Origin of the sequence: Oceanimonas doudoroffii, from assembly GCF_002242685.1 — a bacterium.
Classification (GTDB): domain Bacteria; phylum Pseudomonadota; class Gammaproteobacteria; order Enterobacterales; family Aeromonadaceae; genus Oceanimonas; species Oceanimonas doudoroffii.
Genome location: NZ_NBIM01000001.1, coordinates 1,567,048 through 1,582,711, shown reverse-complemented (window position 1 = coordinate 1,582,711; position 15,664 = coordinate 1,567,048). Strand labels below are relative to the sequence as shown.

Genomic DNA, 15,664 nt, shown 5'->3' with positions numbered 1-15,664 from the left:
GATTAGCCGCAGTATAAGCCAATGAATTGAAAGGGGGAACGACGGAGCCCGGGGGAGGAGGAGGTTGGGCTCCGTCGTTGGTTAACGCCTTTTTAGCGGCCGGCCTGGTCGGGATCGGACTTCATCACCTTGTAAATGAAGTAGCCGGCGTAAAAGCTGATCAGCAGGGCGGTGGCGATAACGACGATCATGGACATCAAGCCCACATCGCTGCCAAACATTAAATCGAGCCAGAATGCCATGGAGTGTCTCCTTTCGCGTTGCCTTTGTGTGCATCCTAGCGAGACCTCATGCGGGCATGCTGATCCTGATCAATAAAGTGGTTACTCCTCGACCCTGGTCAGGGTATAGCCGGCCTGGCGAAGCATTGAAATGAGACCTCGCTCACCATAAAGATGCAGGGCACCCACCACCATCAGCGCCCGTGATGGCGCCAGTTGCTCCAGGCGCTCCAGCCACAAGTGATTGCGCCGGATCAGCAGTTCGTCTTCGATAAAGGCGGTTAACGCCGGGCTTTGTTGTTCCTGCAGCAAGGCCAGCAGGGCCTGTTCGTCGCCGCTCAGCCAGGTTTTCAGCAGCCGGTCGAGGTGGCCTTGCATCTGTTCCAGCTCGTTCAGGCTGTGTGCAACAAAGTCCTGCTCAAGGCCTCGCTCCTGCAGTGACGCCAACAGGCCCATCGCCAACGCCGGCGACTCCAGCCCGGCCACCGGCAGGCCCTGCTGGCGGGCCCGTAGTCGCAGCCGCATATCGACCCCCTGACGACTGTGAAAGCCGAGTTCGGCGGCCCGCAACTGACTCAGTTGCAGCGCCGCAAACCAGGGAGGTAGCCGGCGCAGATGCGGCTGGCCATGTTGGGTTACGGCCTGTTCCAGACGGCTTGTCAGGTCCTGCCCCAGCCGGGCCGGCCAGTCGCTGCCGGGTTGCAGCAGGTAGGCAATATCTGCGGTGTCGACCTTGAGCGGATCCACCTCCAACAGTAACAGCTCGCTATCTTCAAGGGCTTGCAGCAGTGACGGTGGCAAGGTGGCGAGGCGTTCATCGGCAATGTGTATCGAGCCAAACAACCAGAGCTGCTGCTCCCCCCGAGTGGCCTGCCACAGGGCGGGGGCGGCAAGGAGCTGGCCGCACCACAGCCATAGCAGCAGCGGTATAAAGAATTTCATGATGCCCTCGCTCAGGTTTGTGCCGATGTGAGTATGGGGCTTGGCGCGAGGCCTGGCATCAGCCACCCGCCTTCAGCATCATGCGATCCAGGGCGCGGTCGCTCAGCAACCGGCGCAGCCAGCCCAGCATTTTGGTGGGGCGGGTGACCGGATAGCGAATGTTCGGGTTGGCGCTGGTCAGGGCGTGCAACAACGGCGGCAGGCAGGCTTCCGGCCCCAGGCTGTAGCGTGAGCTTGGGCCGGGTTTTTCCAAGCGGGCCAGGGTTTGTTCATAGCCTTGGCGATGGCGGCTGTGGGCCATGTCGATATGTCGCAAAAAGGCGGTTTTGGCGTTGGCACGAAAACGGGTTTCGATGGGACCGGGCTCCAGCAGGCTGACATGTACCCCGGTGCCCGCCAGCTCCAGGCGCAGGGTGTCGGTATAGCCTTCCAGGGCAAACTTGGTGGCGTTGTAGGCGCCGCGATATTGCATGGCCACCAGCCCCAGCACCGAACTGTTCTGAATAATGCGGCCTTCACCGGCGTTGAGCATCAAGGGCAGCACCAGCCGGGTCAGGTGGTGGGTGCCAAACAGGTTGGTATTGAACTGCTCGCGCAGTGCGGCGGTAGGCAGGTCTTCCAGGGCGCCGGGCTGGCCGTAGGCACCGTTATTGAACAGGCCGTAAAGTTCGCCGTCGGTCAGTGCCAGGGCTTGTTCAAGGCCCCGTTCGATGCTGGCGTCATCGGTCAGGTCCAGCCGCACCGCTGGCAGGCCATCCTGTTTCAATTGTGCCACGTCCTGTTCATGGCGTGCCGAGGCGATAACATGAAATCCCTGCTGCTGCAGGTAGTGGGCGGCGCACTGGCCAATGCCGGAAGAACAACCGGTGATAAGAACGGATCTGGACATGTATGGCTCCCGTGATAAAGGAGTAGCCAATGTAGCAGAAAAGGGGTGAACACATCGAAGTGATGGCGTCCCCGGCAGGAATCGAACCTGCATCTAACCCTTAGGAGGGGCTTGTTTTATCCATTAAACTACGGGGACAGGGCCGGCACAATATTGCAAATTTCCCCCGTGGGCGCAACGCCGGTACGTGCGTTTGCCGATTAAGTAGCCGCTTTTACAGCTGTATCAGCCGGTCGCCGGGAGCAACCTGAGTGCGGCCGGCTTCGGCATTGGCCGGCTTCAGCAGGCTGTAGTCGCCGTGGCTTTGCTGTACCACAAAGGTGGCCTGGGAGTGGGTTTCGCCGTAATAGCCGGGCGTTAGCTGGCGGCGGTGGCTGAGGGTGAAGCGATCGCCCACCTGAATGCCTTCCCGTCGGCCCAGATCCATCAATACGCCTTCCTCCGACTGCTGCACTATGTTGCCCACCGCCTTGAGGCAGGCCTGGGCCTGGGTCAGATCCCGGCCAATGGTGTCCAGCAACTGCGTCACCGCCTGGCCGTAGCCCGAATTCCAAAAAACCTGTTCATGTACATTGACCTTGTCGTGCTTGCCATAGTCCCAACTGGAGCGGGTCTGATACTGGCGCTGCAACAGGGTATCGCCGGTGAGGGCATCCTCCAGGGTGACGCGCAGGCGGAAGTCCCGGGGAATGTCGGAAAAGGTCCATTTGGTCCAGTGGCCGTCTTCTATGCCGATATCTTCAATGACGCCACTGAGCAGCAGCCGGGCCTGCTGCCGGCTGGCCAGCACATCGCCGCCCTGGCGCAGGCCGGCATTGCGGGGCAGGGCGGTGTCGGTGCTCAGCCCTTGCGCCGGGGTTGACGTAATATTGACGTTTGGCGACAACCTGGCCGCCAGCCGTTCGGCAACGGCCGCACCCAATTCATAGATTTGGCCGGTGCTGGCCTGCTCCGGCCGCAGCAGGGTAAGGGGAGTAATGCTCATGCCCGGACGGTAGCGGCTGGCGCACTGCGCCTGCTGGCGGCGTTCGCCGGGCCAGATGTCGGCGCGTACCGTCAGCCACAGCCGGCCCTGACGGCGCTGCTCGTCGAGGATCACGTAATCCATCAGTTCGCCCTGGGCGGAAATGTCCAGTTGCTGACCGGTAAAAGCACCGTTGGTGGCCGACTGTACCGTGCTCAGGGACGCCCCCGATTGCAGCAGGGCGTCGCTCAGGGCTTGCTCCAGGGCCTGCTGGCGGGCGGTATCGACGCCCAGGCTGAGCGGTGCCGAGCCTTCGGCCTGGTACCAGTCGGCCCGAACGAGTAGTGGAAATAGCAATAGCAGTGAAGCGAGGGATTTTATCGGCACGGCGTTCTTCCTGTAACATGATGAGCCGAATGGCTTCGGTGCAAAGATGGCAGGAATTATGCAAAATTCTTGCCGGGTACCGGCATATCGTCGGCGCGAAAGAGTAAAGTTGGTGCGCCGGCGGCCGATAGGATAATCATTCTGTTTTTGTTCGGGAGTCTGTTGATGACAAGAGCCCTTATTGTTCTGGCCGCCGCCCTGGGGCTGTCCGCCTGTGCCGGAAGCCCTCGGTTCGACGGCCAGAACCATTATCTTCCCCACGATCACGCGGCTCATTATGTCAGTCATCAGCCGCTGGGCGAACCGCCGGCCCCCGTCCGTTCTCCCCGTCACAGCCAGGATGGCGTGCCCATGCGCATGAGCGCCGGCACCCGCAGCGCCTATCTGCCCGAGGCGGGACCGTCGCTGGTGGGCGGTCAGACTCAGCTGCAACAGCACATGTCGGCCCTGGCCTACCGGCTGGTGTCGTCGGCGCATCATATGAACCGGCAGGCCGGCATTGCCGTCAGTGGCTTTGTCAGTCAGGAAGACTACACCAGCCAGGACGAGTTCGGCCGCCTGCTGTCGGAAACCATGATGTTTCAGCTGAATCAGTACGGCCTCAAGGTCATGGACTTCAAGGCGCTGCCCTTTATTCGCATTACCCCCGAAGGGGACGTGAGCACCAGCCGGGATCACCGCCAGCTGAGCGGGCGCATCAATGCCCAGTATCTGCTGCACGGCACCATCAGCGAAACCCAGGGTGGACGGCTGGTCAATGCCCGCTTGATTTCCATGGCGGATCACGGCCTGGTGGCCAGTGCCCAGCAGTTTATTCCCGACTACCTGGTGGCGGCCATGCTGGATACCCGTGGTCCGCAGCCGGTGATTCCCGATTACATAAGGAAGCGTTATGAGAAATAAGCTGCTTGCCCTGCTGGCATCACTGTGGCTGACCGGTTGTGCCGGCCAGGGCTCGGCGGACGCTCCCGCTCGAAACCATCTCTATGCGGTGGGGTATGCGCCCATCAGTTTGCAACGTCCCGCCGATTACCAGCAGAAGCTGCTGCACGCCATGCGCGCCTCGCGCATGGACGCTTACCGGGAGCTGAGTGAGCAACTGGGCGGTGTCATGATTTCAAGCTCCAGCCAGCTCGACAGCCACATATTGCAGGATGGCACCGTCAACAGCGCCAGCCGGGGGGTGGTGCGGGGCGCACGGGTAGTGAACAGCTACCCCGACGGTGACATGTACGTCACCGAGCTGGAGCTGGATCTGGCGCTTTATCGAAAACTGCGGCGGGACGGACAGTAACATCTCATCGGTTTGCCGGACGGCAGACAGCCCCGGCGTTGTTGCGTATCGCGAGGGGAAGGAGTGACCCGTGATCGGCATATAGGCAACGGTCGGCCTGACCATTACACCTTGAAGCCGGTGCCCTTGTTAATGCCCTTGGTGTGGCCTTTCTGATCGTAGGTCATGCTCTGGCGTTCGTGCAGCCGGCTCAGAATGTTGGCCAGCTGGCGGGTGCCGGCGAGGGATTGCTCCAACACCTGCTCCGCCACCTGGTTACGCTCCCGGCAACGGGCCATAAGGGTGCGCAGGGCATCGACCTGAGGCTGATGGGTAGTGGTGAGCTCGCTTACGTCCGGGTGAGCGCACAGGCTGGCGTCGGTAGACTGAATGTCGAGCAGCAGCTGTTGCTTTTGCTCGGTCAGGGGGGGGAGCTCCAGCGCCTTGCGCTGAACGATCAGCGCAAGCTCCTGCTCGGTGATATCGAGCAGGCGTTCAAGCTGTGCCTGTTGTTGTTGCAGCAGCGTATCAAGACTCATTAATACAGTGACTCTATGTCTTGTTCGAGATTGATGATGTTACCGGCCAGGCGCTCGGCGTCGACCTGGTAACTGCCTTCATTGATCGCTTTTTTCAGCGCTTCGAGTCGGGCGCTGTTGTCGGTGCCGTCAGAGGCCGCCAGGCTTTGTTGCATGCGGCTGAGCTGTTTGGCTTCCGGCGTCAGGGTAACTTCGTCCCGGCCCGGAACGGCCTGGGGACGGTTGTCGGCCTGGACCGTATCGTTCTTGGCCGCATAGGGGTTGTTGCCAACTGAAGGTCCGGGGCGATATCCGGGGGGAAGTTTGTCGATGGCCATAATATTCAATCCTGATAAGCTGCTGTCAGCCATGTTATCGGCCGCCCTTTGGCCAACTTTAGCAGAATTTACAGTCCGACCGTCACTACCCCGGCTTCACTGATGCGGGCCTGAATTTCCCGACCGGAACGGGTGTTGCGAATGCGAATTCGCTCGTTAAAGGTGCCGTCCTCCTCGGCGGTGCCGTCGGTGCGAATCGACAGCCCGCCGCTTTGGGCCACTATGGTTACCCGGTCGCCCTTGCACACTACGCACAGCTGGCTGGCGAGAATGGGCCGTCCGGGGCGCAGATCCCGTTTGCTGCGGGTGCCAATCAGCGCCTGTATGTCGTCAAAGACATCCCCCCTGAGCAGCACTTCATCCTGGTAGCTCAGTTGCAGTTGTTCGGGTTGCAGCAGGGTATTGCGGGCGATAGGGTCGGCGGCGGTGACCACCGGTTTGAGAATGCGTACCCGCACCGGTACAAACAGGCTCCAGCCCGGTTGCTCATGGCACTGCAGGTAGACGTGGGTATTGCGCCTGACTTCGCCGCTGCCGCGAATGTCGGCGGTCAGCATGCCCGGGCATTCGGTCAGCTGCAGCCGAGTATCGATGCCGGCAGCTTCGACTTCCACCCTGTCATGGGGTCCGGCCACCACGAAGTCACGTACATAGTCTTCGGCATATTGACGGGCCATGTCGTGTACGTTGCTTTGAGCATCGGCACTGCCGGAAAACATCCCGCATGACAGGGTTAGCCAGAGTCCGATGGAACATGCGTACCGCCGCTGTGAAAAAAAAACCTTAAGCATCTTACCCTCTTCGCCGATTAATACTGGCATAGCGCTTGCCGGGTGCCGGTGTTAAGCTTATTGATTGCAGGTTAGTTCTGCATAATTCATGCCATAAAAATAATCTGGAGGCAGGGGAATGGCGGGAATACTTGACTCGGTAAACCAAAGAACGCAACTGGTGGGTCAGAACCGGCTGGAATTGTTGCTGTTCAGGCTCAACGGTCGTCAAAGATTTGGCATCAACGTCTTCAAGGTCAAGGAAGTACTGCAGTGTCCCAGGCTGAGCAACCTGCCACAACGCCATCCCATGATTCGGGGTGTGGCCAATATTCGCGGCCAGACCATCTCCATCATCGATCTGAGCAAGGCTACCGGCGGCCGTCCTATCGAGCAGACCGAGCACTCTTTCGTGATTATCTCCGAATATAACCGTTCAGTGCAGGGCTTTCTGGTCAACTCGGTCGAGCGCATTATCAACGTCAACTGGGAGTCCATATTGCCCCCTCCCAAGGGCGCTGGGCGATTCAATTACATGACGGCGGTGACCGAAATTGACGGCGAGCTGGTGGAAATTCTCGACGTGGAAAAAATCCTGGACGAGATCTCTCCGGCCAGCACCCAGGTCAACGCTTCCATCGTGGAGCAGGTGTCCCATCAAAAGGTCAGCCGGCATCGGCCGGTGCTGATTGCCGATGACTCTTCGGTGGCCCGGCGCCAGGTGCAAAAAGCCCTGGAAGCCCTGGGGCTGGAGTGCATCGTCACCGAAAACGGACGTCAGGCCCTGAACAAGCTGCAGGAAATGGCGGCCCAGGGGTCCATTCATGAGCAGCTGTCGCTGGTGATCTCCGATGTGGAAATGCCGGAAATGGACGGTTACACTCTGACCGCCGAAATTCGCAACCACCCGGCACTCAAAGATCTGCACGTGATCCTGCACACGTCGCTAAGCGGCGTGTTCAACAAGGCCCTGGTCGAAAAGGTCGGCGCCAGCGACTTCATCGCCAAGTTCCATCCCGACGAGCTGGCAACGGCCGTTAACAACGCGCTCTGAACAAGGTGTAAAATCCACGGATGAAAAATTTCACCGATGAGCAATATTCGGCCTTTTGCCGCTTTCTTGAGTCCCATACCGGCATTGTGCTGGGCAGCAGCAAGCAGTATCTGGTCAAGAGCCGGCTGTCTCCGCTGCTGACCCGTTTTGGCATGGAAAGCATGGGGTTTCTATTGGAACGGGCCATGCAGCCCCGGGAGCGGGAGTTGAAGACCGCGGTCATCGATGCCATGACCACCAATGAAACCCTGTGGTTTCGTGATACCTACCCCTTTGTACAGCTTGGCGAGCGGCTGTTTCCAGAGCTGGCCAAGCCCGGCAAGTCGCTGCGGATCTGGTCGGCGGCCTGCTCCTCGGGCCAGGAGCCTTACTCCATTGCCATGACCGCACTGGAATATGCGGCCCGGCGGCCGGGCTCCTTGCCGGGGCTGCAAATTCTTGCCACCGACATTTCCGCTACCATGCTCGAGCAATGCAAAACCGGCATTTACGACAGCTTGTCGCTGGCCCGGGGACTATCGCCGGAGCGGCGCACGCGTTTTTTTACGCCCCAGAGTGACGGCCGTATGCAATTGCAGGGCAGCGTCAGAAACATGGTCAGCTTTCGCCCTTACAACCTGCTCGACAGTTATGCATCCCTGGGCAAGTTCGATGTGATTTTCTGCCGTAACGTACTGATTTATTTCTCTCCCGAGAACAAATCAAAAATCCTTAACCAGTTTGCCGGCGCCCTCAACCCCGGGGGCTATCTGCTCCTCGGGGCGTCCGAATCGCTCACTGGCCTGTCTGACCGGTTTGAGATGATTCGCTGTAGTCCGGGTATTATTTACCGGCTTAAATAACCGCATTTGGGCCGGGCTCGCCGCTCCGGCCTCTTTTCGCACTTTTCCTTATTAAACTGGCACACCTTTTGCTTTGTTATGACCCATTAGCCGGGTTGCGCTGACCGGGTCACGATGACAGCAGGAGGTGGCGGTGACGATATCTTTCGACAAGGCTTTCGGCATTCATCAGCATGCACTGGTGACGCGCTCGGAGCGCGCCGAGTTGCTGGCCGGTAACCTGGCCAATGCCGACACGCCGGGCTACAAGGCAAAAGACATGGACTTTCAGGCTGCGCTCAGCCAGGCCCAGGGGCAGCAGAACTTTTCCCTCAGTCGCACCAACGGCCGGCACTTTGCCGTTGAGCTGGCGCCACCCGGCACGGTGCAGTATCGAGTGCCCACCCAGCCCGATACCGGGGATGGTAACACCGTCGACGTGCAGACCGAACGTACCAGCTACATGGAAAACGCCTTGCAGTACCAGGCCTCGCTGGAGTTTCTCAACAGCAAGATCTCCGGCCTGATGAAAGCGATTAAAGGAGACTCGATATGAGCCTTTTTAAAGTATTTGATATTTCCGGCAGCGCCATGAGTGCCCAGTCGGTTCGTCTCAATACCACCGCCAGTAATTTGGCCAATGCCGACAGTGTCAGTTCCAGCATTAACGAGACCTACCGGGCCCGCAAGCCGGTGTTTGCCGCCGACCTTGACCGGGCGCTGTCGGATCGTCAGGAAAGCGTCGGTGTCAAAGTTATGGGCATTGTGGAAACCGACAAGCCGCTGCAAAAGGAATTCAGTCCGGATCACCCCCTGGCCGACGCCGAGGGCTTTATCTACAAGCCCAACGTCAATGTGGTGGAAGAGATGACCGACATGCTGAGTGCCTCGCGCAATTATCAGACTAATGTGCAGGTAGCCGACGCCGCCAAACAAATGCTGCAGCAGACCCTGCGGTTGGGCAAGGGGTGATAACGCATGCAGGTCAATAACGATTACCTCAACGGCCTGAAGTGGCCGGGGGAGCAAAGTCCGGCGGAAAAGGCTGCCGACAACAGCCGGGCCAAGCTGGAGCAGGAAGACTTTTTTGCCCTGCTCACTCAACAGCTCGCCTATCAGGATCCGTTCAAGCCTGCGGACAACTCCCAGATGATTGCCCAGATGACCTCCTTTTCTACCGCCGACGGCATCAACAACATGACCCAACAGCTGTCGGGGCTGAGTGAGGTGATGACCTCCAGTCAGGCGCTGCAGGCGTCCAGCCTGGTGGGGCAGAAGGTACTGGTGCCAAGCGCCATGGCCTACTGGGACAACAGCGAGCCGGTGGATGGCGTGGTAGTGGCCGGTGAAGGCGCCACCAATGTGCTGATTCGTATCGAAAACGAAAAGGGCGAGCTGGTGCGTACCATTCCCCTGGACGGCAAGCAGCGCGGTAATGTCAATTTCACCTGGGACGGATTAAACGAGGCGGGGGAGCCGGCGCCCACCGGCAAGTACAACATCAAGGTCAGTGGCTTGGTCGACAACCAGCGGGAAGAGCTGAGCGCCCTGGCATTTGCCCGGGTCGACAGTGTCACTCTTGGGAGTGCCGACAGCCCGACCCTGGTCAATCTGGCGGGGCTGGGCGGCCTGCCGCTCAATCAAATTCTGGAAATAGCCAGCCGCAAGGCGGCGTAAGGAGAACTTATGTCTTTTAATATTGCTCTCAGCGGCGTGAATGCGGCCCAGAAAGATCTGGACGTAACCGCCAACAACATCGCCAACGTCAACACCATCGGTTTCAAGGAGTCCCGAGCCGAGTTTGCCGATGTCTACGCCAACTCCATTTTCGCCAACGCCAAAACCCAGTCGGGCAGTGGTGTGCAGACCGCCGCCGTGGCCCAGCAGTTCCATCAGGGCGCATTGCAGTTCACCAATAACTCCCTGGACATGGCCATCAATGGCAGCGGCTTTTTCGTGATGTCCGACGAAGTGGGCTCGCTGGATCGCACTTTTACCCGCGCCGGTGCCTTTCGCCTGAATGACGAGGGCTATGTAGTCAACTCTCAGGGACATTACCTGCAGACCTATCAGGCCAACCAGGACGGCACCCCGGCGGGACTGGGCCTGAACACTACCCAGCCCCTGCGTATACCCGACAAGGCGGGCGAGCCGGTGGCGACCACCGAGGTCAGAACCGGTGTTAACCTGCCGGCCAAGGCGACGGCGCTGGATCCGGCCAACTTCAGCCCCACCGATTCGTCGACCTATACCTCATCCACCTCCATGACCGTTTATGACTCACTGGGTGATACTCATACGGTGACCCAGTATTTCGTTAAGGACAACACCGTGGTGGCGCCGGCCAATGAGTGGAAAATGTTTGTTTATGTGGATGGCAATGATGCGCTCGCCAGCAATGGTGCTGTGCCGGCAAACAGCATGACGCTGGAGTTTGATACCAGTGGTAACCTGCTGCCGGCTTCGGCGACCTCAATTCAGACCGATCAGCTGGGCTTTACTAACGGCTCTGATGCTACTCAGCAAATCACCATCAATATCACCGACGCCAGCATGAATGCCGGTGCCTTTGAAGTGACTTCCAACACTCAGGACGGCAATACCGTGGGCCGGTTGACCAAGGTGGATGTGGGAGCCGATGGCCTGGTGCAGGCCACCTACAGCAACGGCAGCACCGAAAACCTCGGCATAGTGGCCATGGCCCGTTTTCCCAACGAGCAGGGCCTGACCCAGATTGGCGACACTCAATGGCGGCAATCGCTGCTGTCGGGCGAGGCGGTCAGCGGCCAGCCCAACACCGGTATTTTTGGCAAGGTAAGCGTGGCCGCACTGGAACAGTCCAATACCAACCTGACCAGTGAGCTGGTGGATCTCATCACCGCCCAGCGTAACTTCCAGGCCAACTCCCGGGCGCTGGAAGTGAACAGCACCCTGCAGCAGACCATACTGCAAATCCGTTAATACAAACCGGCTGCTGAAAGGAAAACCCGGCTTAAGTGCCGGGTTTTTTATATTGTCCTGATTGATGTCCATTCATTCCATGACCCATCGCTCGCTACCGCGGTAGACGCCGAAGATTTCAACTGGCACTGATTTTGCATTAGTTCCATCATTACCCACTCGGCCAATCCGGGAGCTGAAATGGATCATCTGCTTTATATCGCCATGTCGGGCGCCAAGGAAAACATGCACAGCGTGGCCCTGCGCGCCAATAACCTGGCCAACGCCAATACCACCGGTTTTCGTGCCGATCTGGAGCAGGCTCGAGCCATGCAGGCCTTTGGTGAAGGCCTGCCCAGCCGGGTGTTTGCCATGACCGAGCGGCCGGGGCAAAATTTTGCCGCCGGCCCCATTCAGACCACAGGACGGGAACTTGACGTGGCCGTGGCCGGTGACGGCTGGCTGGCGGTGGAAGCGGCGGACGGAACCGAGGCTTATACCCGCTTCGGCAACCTGCAGGTGTCGGTGGAAGGCCTGCTGCAGACCAGTACCGGCCTTAATGTGCTGGACGATGGCGGCAATCCCATCGTGCTGCCGCTGCCGCTGGAGAAAATGGAGATTAACAAGGACGGTACCATCTTTGCACGGTTGGAAGGTGAGCCTGCCGATGGTGGTGCCGAGTTGCAGCGCATCAAGACGGTGTTGCCGGACCATGACCAGATTGAAAAGGGCAATGACGGCCTGTTTCGCCGCAAGGACGGTGAAGCCGAGCCGGCCTCGGCCCAGGTGCAGCTGATTGCCGGTGCGCTGGAAGGCAGTAACGTCAATCCCATCGCCGAAATGACCCATCTTATCGATCTGCAACGGCGCTTTGAGACCCAGCTGAAAATGATGAGTCACGCCGAGGAAAACGACAAGGCCCATGCCCAGCTGCTGCGCATCGGTTAAAGGAGAGCAACATGAACCCCGCATTGTGGATTAGCAAGACCGGGCTCGACGCCCAGCAGACCAATATTTCGGTGACCTCCAACAACCTGGCCAACGCCAGCACCGTTGGGTTTAAAAAGGGCCGGGCCATCTTTGAAGACCTGCTCTATCAGAATATTCACCAGCCCGGTGGCCGGGCCACCGCCGACAGCAACCTGCCTTCCGGGCTGATGCTAGGCGCCGGCAGCAAGGTGGTCGCCACCCAGAAAAGCTTTACTCAAGGGAGCGTGCAGACCACAGACAACGCCCTGGATGTGATGATCGACGGCCGCGGCTTTTTTGAAGTACTGCTTCCCGATGGTACCACCGGCTATACCCGCAACGGCCAGTTTGCCCTCAACGAAGAAGGCATTATCGTGACGCCCGGCAATGGCTACCCGGTATTGCCGGAAATGCAGATCCCGGAAAATGCCCAGAGCATCAGCGTGGGCACCAATGGCGAGGTATCGGTACAGCTGGCCGGTCAGGCCGACTCCCAGGTGATTGGCCAGCTCATCGTGACCGACTTTGCCAACCCCGCCGGCCTGCAGCCCAAGGGGGAAAACCTCTTCCTGGCCACCCAGTCGAGCGGTGCGCCGTTGCAGGGCATTGCCGGCGCCGATGGCTTTGGTACCCTCAAGCAGGGCATGCTGGAAACGTCCAACGTCAACGTGACCGAGGAGCTGGTCAACCTGATTCAGGCCCAGCGGGTCTATGAAATGAACTCCAAGGTGATTTCCGCCGTGGACGACATGCTGGCCTACGTCAACCAGCAGCTGTAACCGGAGGCCGGCCATGAGATGTGTCCTGATCCTGAGCGCGGCCGCCCTGCTGGCGGCCTGTACCTCCACGCCCTATACCCCCAAGCCCGACGATCCGGCCTATGCCCCCGTGATGCCGGGGCCGGGGCAGGAGCAGCTCGAACCCAATGGCGCCATTTTTCAGGACAACTATGCCAACAGCCTCTATTCCGACATCAAGGCTCACCGAGTAGGGGACATCATTACCGTGGAGCTGGCCGAGTCAACCCAAGCCCAGAAACGAGCGACCACCCAGCAGGCCAAGGACGGCAGCCTCAATATCAATCCGCTCAACATCGGAGGCCAGCCCATCAATGTGGCGGGGTACCCGGTGACCGCCAGCATGTCGAGCAATAACGAGTTTGACGGCCAGGCGAACACCAACCAGAGCAACAGCCTGCAGGGCAGCATCACGGTGAGCGTGGCGCGAGTGTTGCCCAACGGCAACCTCATGGTGCAGGGGGAGAAGTGGCTGATGCTGAACACCGGCGAGGAATATGTGCGCATCAGCGGCATGATTCGTCCCGAGGACATCAGCGCTGACAACCGGGTAGAGTCCACCCGGGTGGCCAATGCCCGCATCTACTATGGCGGTACCGGTGACTTTGCCAATACCCAGTCCCGCGGCTGGCTGGCCAAATTCTTTAACAGTCCCTGGTTCCCTTTCTAGGAGAAACGGCATGAAACGATTCAGTGGCCTTTTGCTTGTTTGCCTGCTGGCGCTGCCGGCGCAGGCGGCCCGCATCAAGGACATCAGCTCGGTGGCGGGCGTGCGTGCCAACCAGCTGGTGGGTTATGGCCTGGTAGTGGGCCTGCCCGGCACCGGCGAGCGCAATAACGCCTTTGCCCAGCAGACCTTTCGCACCATGCTGACTAATTTCGGCATTACCGTGCCTGATAACCTGCGGCCCAAGATGAACGACGTGGCGCCGGTGGCGGTGCATGCCGAATTGCCGCCGTTCTCCAAGCCGGGCCAGACCATAGACGTGACGGTATCGGCCATTGGCGAGGCCAAGAGCCTGCGTGGCGGCACCCTGTTGCAGACCTTTCTGAAGGGGGTGGACGGTCGGGTCTACGCCCTGGCCCAGGGCAGCCTGGTGGTTGGCGGTTTGGGGGCGGAAGGCGCCGATGGTTCTTCCATCATGATCAATACGCCCACCGTGGGCCGCATTCCCGCGGGCGCCATGGTAGAGCGGGAAGTGCCCAGCTCCTTTGCCCGGGGCGATACCATTACTTTTAATCTGCACAGGCCCGACTTTACCACCGCCAAACGCATGGCGGAGGTGATCAATGATCTGGTCGGTCCCACCAGCGCCCAGGCGCTGGATGCCACCTCGGTGAGCGTGTATGCCCCTCGTGACACCGGCCAGCGCGTCAGTTTTTTGTCAACCCTGGAAAACCTGAGTGTGGATGTGGCCGACGAAGCGGCGAAGATCATCGTCAACTCCCGCACCGGAACCGTGGTGATTGGCCAGCAGGTTCAGCTTAAACCGGCGGCCATTACCCATGGCGGCCTCATTATCACCATTAACGAAAACCCTCAGGTGTCTCAGCCCAATGCCCTGGCCGGTGGCGATACTGTGGTGGTGCCCAACAGTGGCATCAATGTGGAGCAGCAAGACGGCCGCATGTTCAAGCTCGATACCGGCACCACCCTGGATGATCTGGTGCGGGCGGTGAATCAGGTGGGCGTGGCCCCGGGTGACCTGGTGGCAATACTGGAAGCTCTGCGCCAGGCGGGCGCGATTCAGGGCGAACTGGTGATTATTTAACGCCTTTAAACAGGGTGAGCGGAGGCAGCGCATGAAACATCTCGACTCGGTTCAGAACAGCCTGCTGGCCAATGACATTCAGGGCCTGGATAGGCTGCGGCAGCAGGGCTTTGAGCAGGACAGGGGCAAGGCGCTGGACGAAGCCGCGCGCCAGTTTGAAAGTCTGTTCACCCAGCAGTTGTTCAAGTCGATGCGTGAGGCCAACCAAGTGTTTGAGGCCGACAGCCCCATGAACAGCCGCTACACCCAATTTTACCAGGACATGCACGATCAGCAGATGAGCAGCGAACTCAGTCGCCAGGGCAGCCTGGGGTTGGCGGATCTTATTGTGCGCCAGCTGGGTGGCCAGGAGGACGAGGCCGCCACCGAGGTCCGCCATTTCAGCCTGGAGAATGTGCGGCGCATTCAGGGTAAGGTGGTACGTCCGCCCGACGCCGGCAGTGACGGGGAGGCTGCTGATGCAGTCAGACCGCCCCTGAAGGCGGCGCAGAACACACTCGAACATGCCGTGACCCTGGCTGCGGGTCAGAAGTTTGAATCGCCGAAGGATTTTGTACGCCGGCTGCTGCCGGCGGCCACCGCGGCGGCTGAACGGCTGGGGCTGGACCCAAAAGCCATGGTGGCCCAGGCGGCCCTGGAGACCGGCTGGGGCAAAAAAATCATCGGTAAAAAAAATGGTGAGTCCAGCCATAATCTTTTTGGCATCAAGGCCGATAACAGCTGGAAAGCGCAAAAAACCTGGGTCAATACCCTGGAATACGAACAGGGTATCGCCGTGCAAGTAAGGGCACCGTTCAGATCCTATGCGTCCTTTGACGACAGTTTTAACGACTATGTCCGGTTTCTGAACGACAATCCTCGCTATGGCCAGGCGCTGCAGCAAACCGGCTCGCCCCGGCAGTATTTTCAGGCCCTGCAGCAGGCGGGTTACGCTACCGATCCGAATTATGCCAGCAAGCTCTCGGCGGTGCTCGACACCGTCGATCGGCTGGCTTCACAAGCATAAGGA

The 15,664-nt window shown here is 59.6% G+C and carries 20 protein-coding genes and 1 tRNA gene; 13 read left to right on the top strand and 8 right to left on the bottom strand.

The features are described from left to right. Positions 1-92: 92 nt before the first annotated feature. The 5 genes from B6S08_RS07345 to B6S08_RS07325 all read right to left on the bottom strand — a co-directional run bounded on the left by B6S08_RS07345 (position 93) and on the right by B6S08_RS07325 (position 3,403). A complete protein-coding gene (locus B6S08_RS07345) occupies positions 93-242 on the bottom strand; it encodes a DUF3149 domain-containing protein (RefSeq protein WP_094200070.1) in 150 nt (49 codons plus the stop codon). 81 nt (positions 243-323) lie between these two features. Beyond that, the gene (locus tag B6S08_RS07340) at positions 324-1,163 is read right to left on the bottom strand and encodes a TraB/GumN family protein (protein ID WP_094200579.1); all 840 of its coding nucleotides are present in this window, start codon (positions 1,161-1,163) and stop codon (positions 324-326) included. Positions 1,164-1,221: 58 nt separating this feature from the next. Beyond that, positions 1,222-2,052, bottom strand: coding sequence for an SDR family oxidoreductase (locus B6S08_RS07335; RefSeq protein WP_094200069.1), 831 nt, complete (start codon positions 2,050-2,052; stop codon positions 1,222-1,224). 63 nt (positions 2,053-2,115) lie between these two features. Further along, positions 2,116-2,190 (bottom strand) — tRNA-Arg (locus B6S08_RS07330). A gap of 76 nt (positions 2,191-2,266) precedes the next feature. After that, positions 2,267-3,403: a flagellar assembly protein T N-terminal domain-containing protein gene (locus B6S08_RS07325; RefSeq protein WP_245849827.1), complete on the bottom strand. Its 1,137-nt coding sequence runs from the start codon at positions 3,401-3,403 to the stop codon at positions 2,267-2,269. 165 nt (positions 3,404-3,568) lie between these two features. Here B6S08_RS07325 and B6S08_RS07320 point away from each other — a divergent pair, with 165 nt between their 5' ends. Further along, complete coding sequence (locus tag B6S08_RS07320; protein ID WP_094200068.1) at positions 3,569-4,306, top strand: FlgO family outer membrane protein; 738 nt, start codon at positions 3,569-3,571, stop codon at positions 4,304-4,306. Further along, on the top strand, positions 4,296-4,697 hold the full coding sequence (locus tag B6S08_RS07315; protein ID WP_094200067.1) for an LPP20 family lipoprotein: 402 nt from the start codon (positions 4,296-4,298) through the stop codon (positions 4,695-4,697). The genes B6S08_RS07320 and B6S08_RS07315 overlap by 11 nt, the downstream gene beginning before the upstream one ends. Positions 4,698-4,801: 104 nt before the next feature. Here B6S08_RS07315 and flgN read toward each other — a convergent pair whose 3' ends face one another. The 3 genes from flgN to flgA are packed head-to-tail and all read right to left on the bottom strand — an operon-like array spanning position 4,802 to position 6,209. After that, positions 4,802-5,215, bottom strand: a complete 414-nt coding sequence (gene flgN, locus B6S08_RS07310) for a flagellar export chaperone FlgN (RefSeq protein ID WP_094200066.1) — start codon at positions 5,213-5,215, stop codon at positions 4,802-4,804. Next, a complete protein-coding gene (gene flgM, locus B6S08_RS07305) occupies positions 5,215-5,565 on the bottom strand; it encodes a flagellar biosynthesis anti-sigma factor FlgM (protein WP_245849826.1) in 351 nt (116 codons plus the stop codon). Before flgM ends, flgN begins: the two co-directional genes overlap by 1 nt. Before the next feature lie 35 nt (positions 5,566-5,600). After that, positions 5,601-6,209, bottom strand: a complete 609-nt coding sequence (gene flgA, locus B6S08_RS07300; protein ID WP_240919639.1) for a flagellar basal body P-ring formation chaperone FlgA — start codon at positions 6,207-6,209, stop codon at positions 5,601-5,603. A 232-nt stretch (positions 6,210-6,441) separates the two neighbouring features. On the opposite strand from flgA, the gene B6S08_RS07295 reads away from it, so the two are divergent. From B6S08_RS07295 to flgJ, 11 genes are all read left to right on the top strand, one after another. Further along, on the top strand, positions 6,442-7,356 hold the full coding sequence (locus B6S08_RS07295) for a chemotaxis protein CheV (protein WP_094200063.1): 915 nt from the start codon (positions 6,442-6,444) through the stop codon (positions 7,354-7,356). 20 nt (positions 7,357-7,376) lie between these two features. Then, entirely contained in the window at positions 7,377-8,198 is an 822-nt protein-coding gene (locus tag B6S08_RS07290) for a CheR family methyltransferase (RefSeq protein WP_094200062.1), read from the top strand. A 133-nt stretch (positions 8,199-8,331) separates the two neighbouring features. Beyond that, on the top strand, positions 8,332-8,733 hold the full coding sequence (gene flgB / locus B6S08_RS07285; RefSeq protein ID WP_094200061.1) for a flagellar basal body rod protein FlgB: 402 nt from the start codon (positions 8,332-8,334) through the stop codon (positions 8,731-8,733). Continuing rightward, positions 8,730-9,149, top strand: a complete 420-nt coding sequence (flgC, locus tag B6S08_RS07280) for a flagellar basal body rod protein FlgC (protein ID WP_094200060.1) — start codon at positions 8,730-8,732, stop codon at positions 9,147-9,149. The genes flgB and flgC overlap by 4 nt, the downstream gene beginning before the upstream one ends. Positions 9,150-9,155: 6 nt before the next feature. Beyond that, complete coding sequence (locus B6S08_RS07275; RefSeq protein ID WP_094200059.1) at positions 9,156-9,854, top strand: flagellar hook assembly protein FlgD; 699 nt, start codon at positions 9,156-9,158, stop codon at positions 9,852-9,854. Positions 9,855-9,863: 9 nt separating this feature from the next. Continuing rightward, a complete protein-coding gene (gene flgE / locus B6S08_RS07270) occupies positions 9,864-11,138 on the top strand; it encodes a flagellar hook protein FlgE (RefSeq protein WP_094200058.1) in 1,275 nt (424 codons plus the stop codon). Positions 11,139-11,318: 180 nt separating this feature from the next. Further along, positions 11,319-12,065 (top strand): flagellar basal-body rod protein FlgF, encoded by a 747-nt coding sequence (gene flgF / locus B6S08_RS07265; protein WP_094200057.1) that lies wholly within the window; start codon positions 11,319-11,321, stop codon positions 12,063-12,065. Positions 12,066-12,076: 11 nt separating this feature from the next. Then, a complete protein-coding gene (gene flgG, locus B6S08_RS07260; RefSeq protein ID WP_094200056.1) occupies positions 12,077-12,865 on the top strand; it encodes a flagellar basal-body rod protein FlgG in 789 nt (262 codons plus the stop codon). Positions 12,866-12,878: 13 nt separating this feature from the next. Continuing rightward, positions 12,879-13,553 carry a flagellar basal body L-ring protein FlgH gene (gene flgH, locus B6S08_RS07255; protein WP_094200055.1) on the top strand — a complete coding sequence of 225 codons (675 nt, stop codon included), beginning with the start codon at positions 12,879-12,881 and terminating at the stop codon, positions 13,551-13,553. Positions 13,554-13,563: 10 nt separating this feature from the next. Beyond that, positions 13,564-14,655 carry a flagellar basal body P-ring protein FlgI gene (locus B6S08_RS07250; protein WP_094200054.1) on the top strand — a complete coding sequence of 364 codons (1,092 nt, stop codon included), beginning with the start codon at positions 13,564-13,566 and terminating at the stop codon, positions 14,653-14,655. 31 nt (positions 14,656-14,686) lie between these two features. Then, complete coding sequence (gene flgJ, locus B6S08_RS07245) at positions 14,687-15,661, top strand: flagellar assembly peptidoglycan hydrolase FlgJ (RefSeq protein ID WP_094200053.1); 975 nt, start codon at positions 14,687-14,689, stop codon at positions 15,659-15,661. Positions 15,662-15,664 lie beyond the last annotated feature (3 nt).

What these genes read in the sequence shown, in the direction of transcription:
- B6S08_RS07345 (WP_094200070.1), bottom strand. Translation starts at nt 242, where the DNA reads ATGGCATTCTGGCTCGATTTAATGTTTGGCAGCGATGTGGGCTTGATG.
- B6S08_RS07340 (WP_094200579.1), bottom strand. Translation starts at nt 1,163, where the DNA reads ATGAAATTCTTTATACCGCTGCTGCTATGGCTGTGGTGCGGCCAGCTC.
- B6S08_RS07335 (WP_094200069.1), bottom strand. Translation starts at nt 2,052, where the DNA reads ATGTCCAGATCCGTTCTTATCACCGGTTGTTCTTCCGGCATTGGCCAG.
- B6S08_RS07320 (WP_094200068.1), top strand. Translation starts at nt 3,569, where the DNA reads ATGACAAGAGCCCTTATTGTTCTGGCCGCCGCCCTGGGGCTGTCCGCC.
- B6S08_RS07315 (WP_094200067.1), top strand. Translation starts at nt 4,296, where the DNA reads ATGAGAAATAAGCTGCTTGCCCTGCTGGCATCACTGTGGCTGACCGGT.
- flgN (WP_094200066.1), bottom strand. Translation starts at nt 5,215, where the DNA reads ATGAGTCTTGATACGCTGCTGCAACAACAACAGGCACAGCTTGAACGC.
- flgM (WP_245849826.1), bottom strand. Translation starts at nt 5,565, where the DNA reads ATGGCTGACAGCAGCTTATCAGGATTGAATATTATGGCCATCGACAAA.
- flgA (WP_240919639.1), bottom strand. Translation starts at nt 6,209, where the DNA reads ATGGCCCGTCAATATGCCGAAGACTATGTACGTGACTTCGTGGTGGCC.
- B6S08_RS07295 (WP_094200063.1), top strand. Translation starts at nt 6,442, where the DNA reads ATGGCGGGAATACTTGACTCGGTAAACCAAAGAACGCAACTGGTGGGT.
- B6S08_RS07290 (WP_094200062.1), top strand. Translation starts at nt 7,377, where the DNA reads ATGAAAAATTTCACCGATGAGCAATATTCGGCCTTTTGCCGCTTTCTT.
- flgC (WP_094200060.1), top strand. Translation starts at nt 8,730, where the DNA reads ATGAGCCTTTTTAAAGTATTTGATATTTCCGGCAGCGCCATGAGTGCC.
- B6S08_RS07275 (WP_094200059.1), top strand. Translation starts at nt 9,156, where the DNA reads ATGCAGGTCAATAACGATTACCTCAACGGCCTGAAGTGGCCGGGGGAG.
- flgE (WP_094200058.1), top strand. Translation starts at nt 9,864, where the DNA reads ATGTCTTTTAATATTGCTCTCAGCGGCGTGAATGCGGCCCAGAAAGAT.
- flgF (WP_094200057.1), top strand. Translation starts at nt 11,319, where the DNA reads ATGGATCATCTGCTTTATATCGCCATGTCGGGCGCCAAGGAAAACATG.
- flgG (WP_094200056.1), top strand. Translation starts at nt 12,077, where the DNA reads ATGAACCCCGCATTGTGGATTAGCAAGACCGGGCTCGACGCCCAGCAG.
- flgH (WP_094200055.1), top strand. Translation starts at nt 12,879, where the DNA reads ATGAGATGTGTCCTGATCCTGAGCGCGGCCGCCCTGCTGGCGGCCTGT.
- B6S08_RS07250 (WP_094200054.1), top strand. Translation starts at nt 13,564, where the DNA reads ATGAAACGATTCAGTGGCCTTTTGCTTGTTTGCCTGCTGGCGCTGCCG.
- flgJ (WP_094200053.1), top strand. Translation starts at nt 14,687, where the DNA reads ATGAAACATCTCGACTCGGTTCAGAACAGCCTGCTGGCCAATGACATT.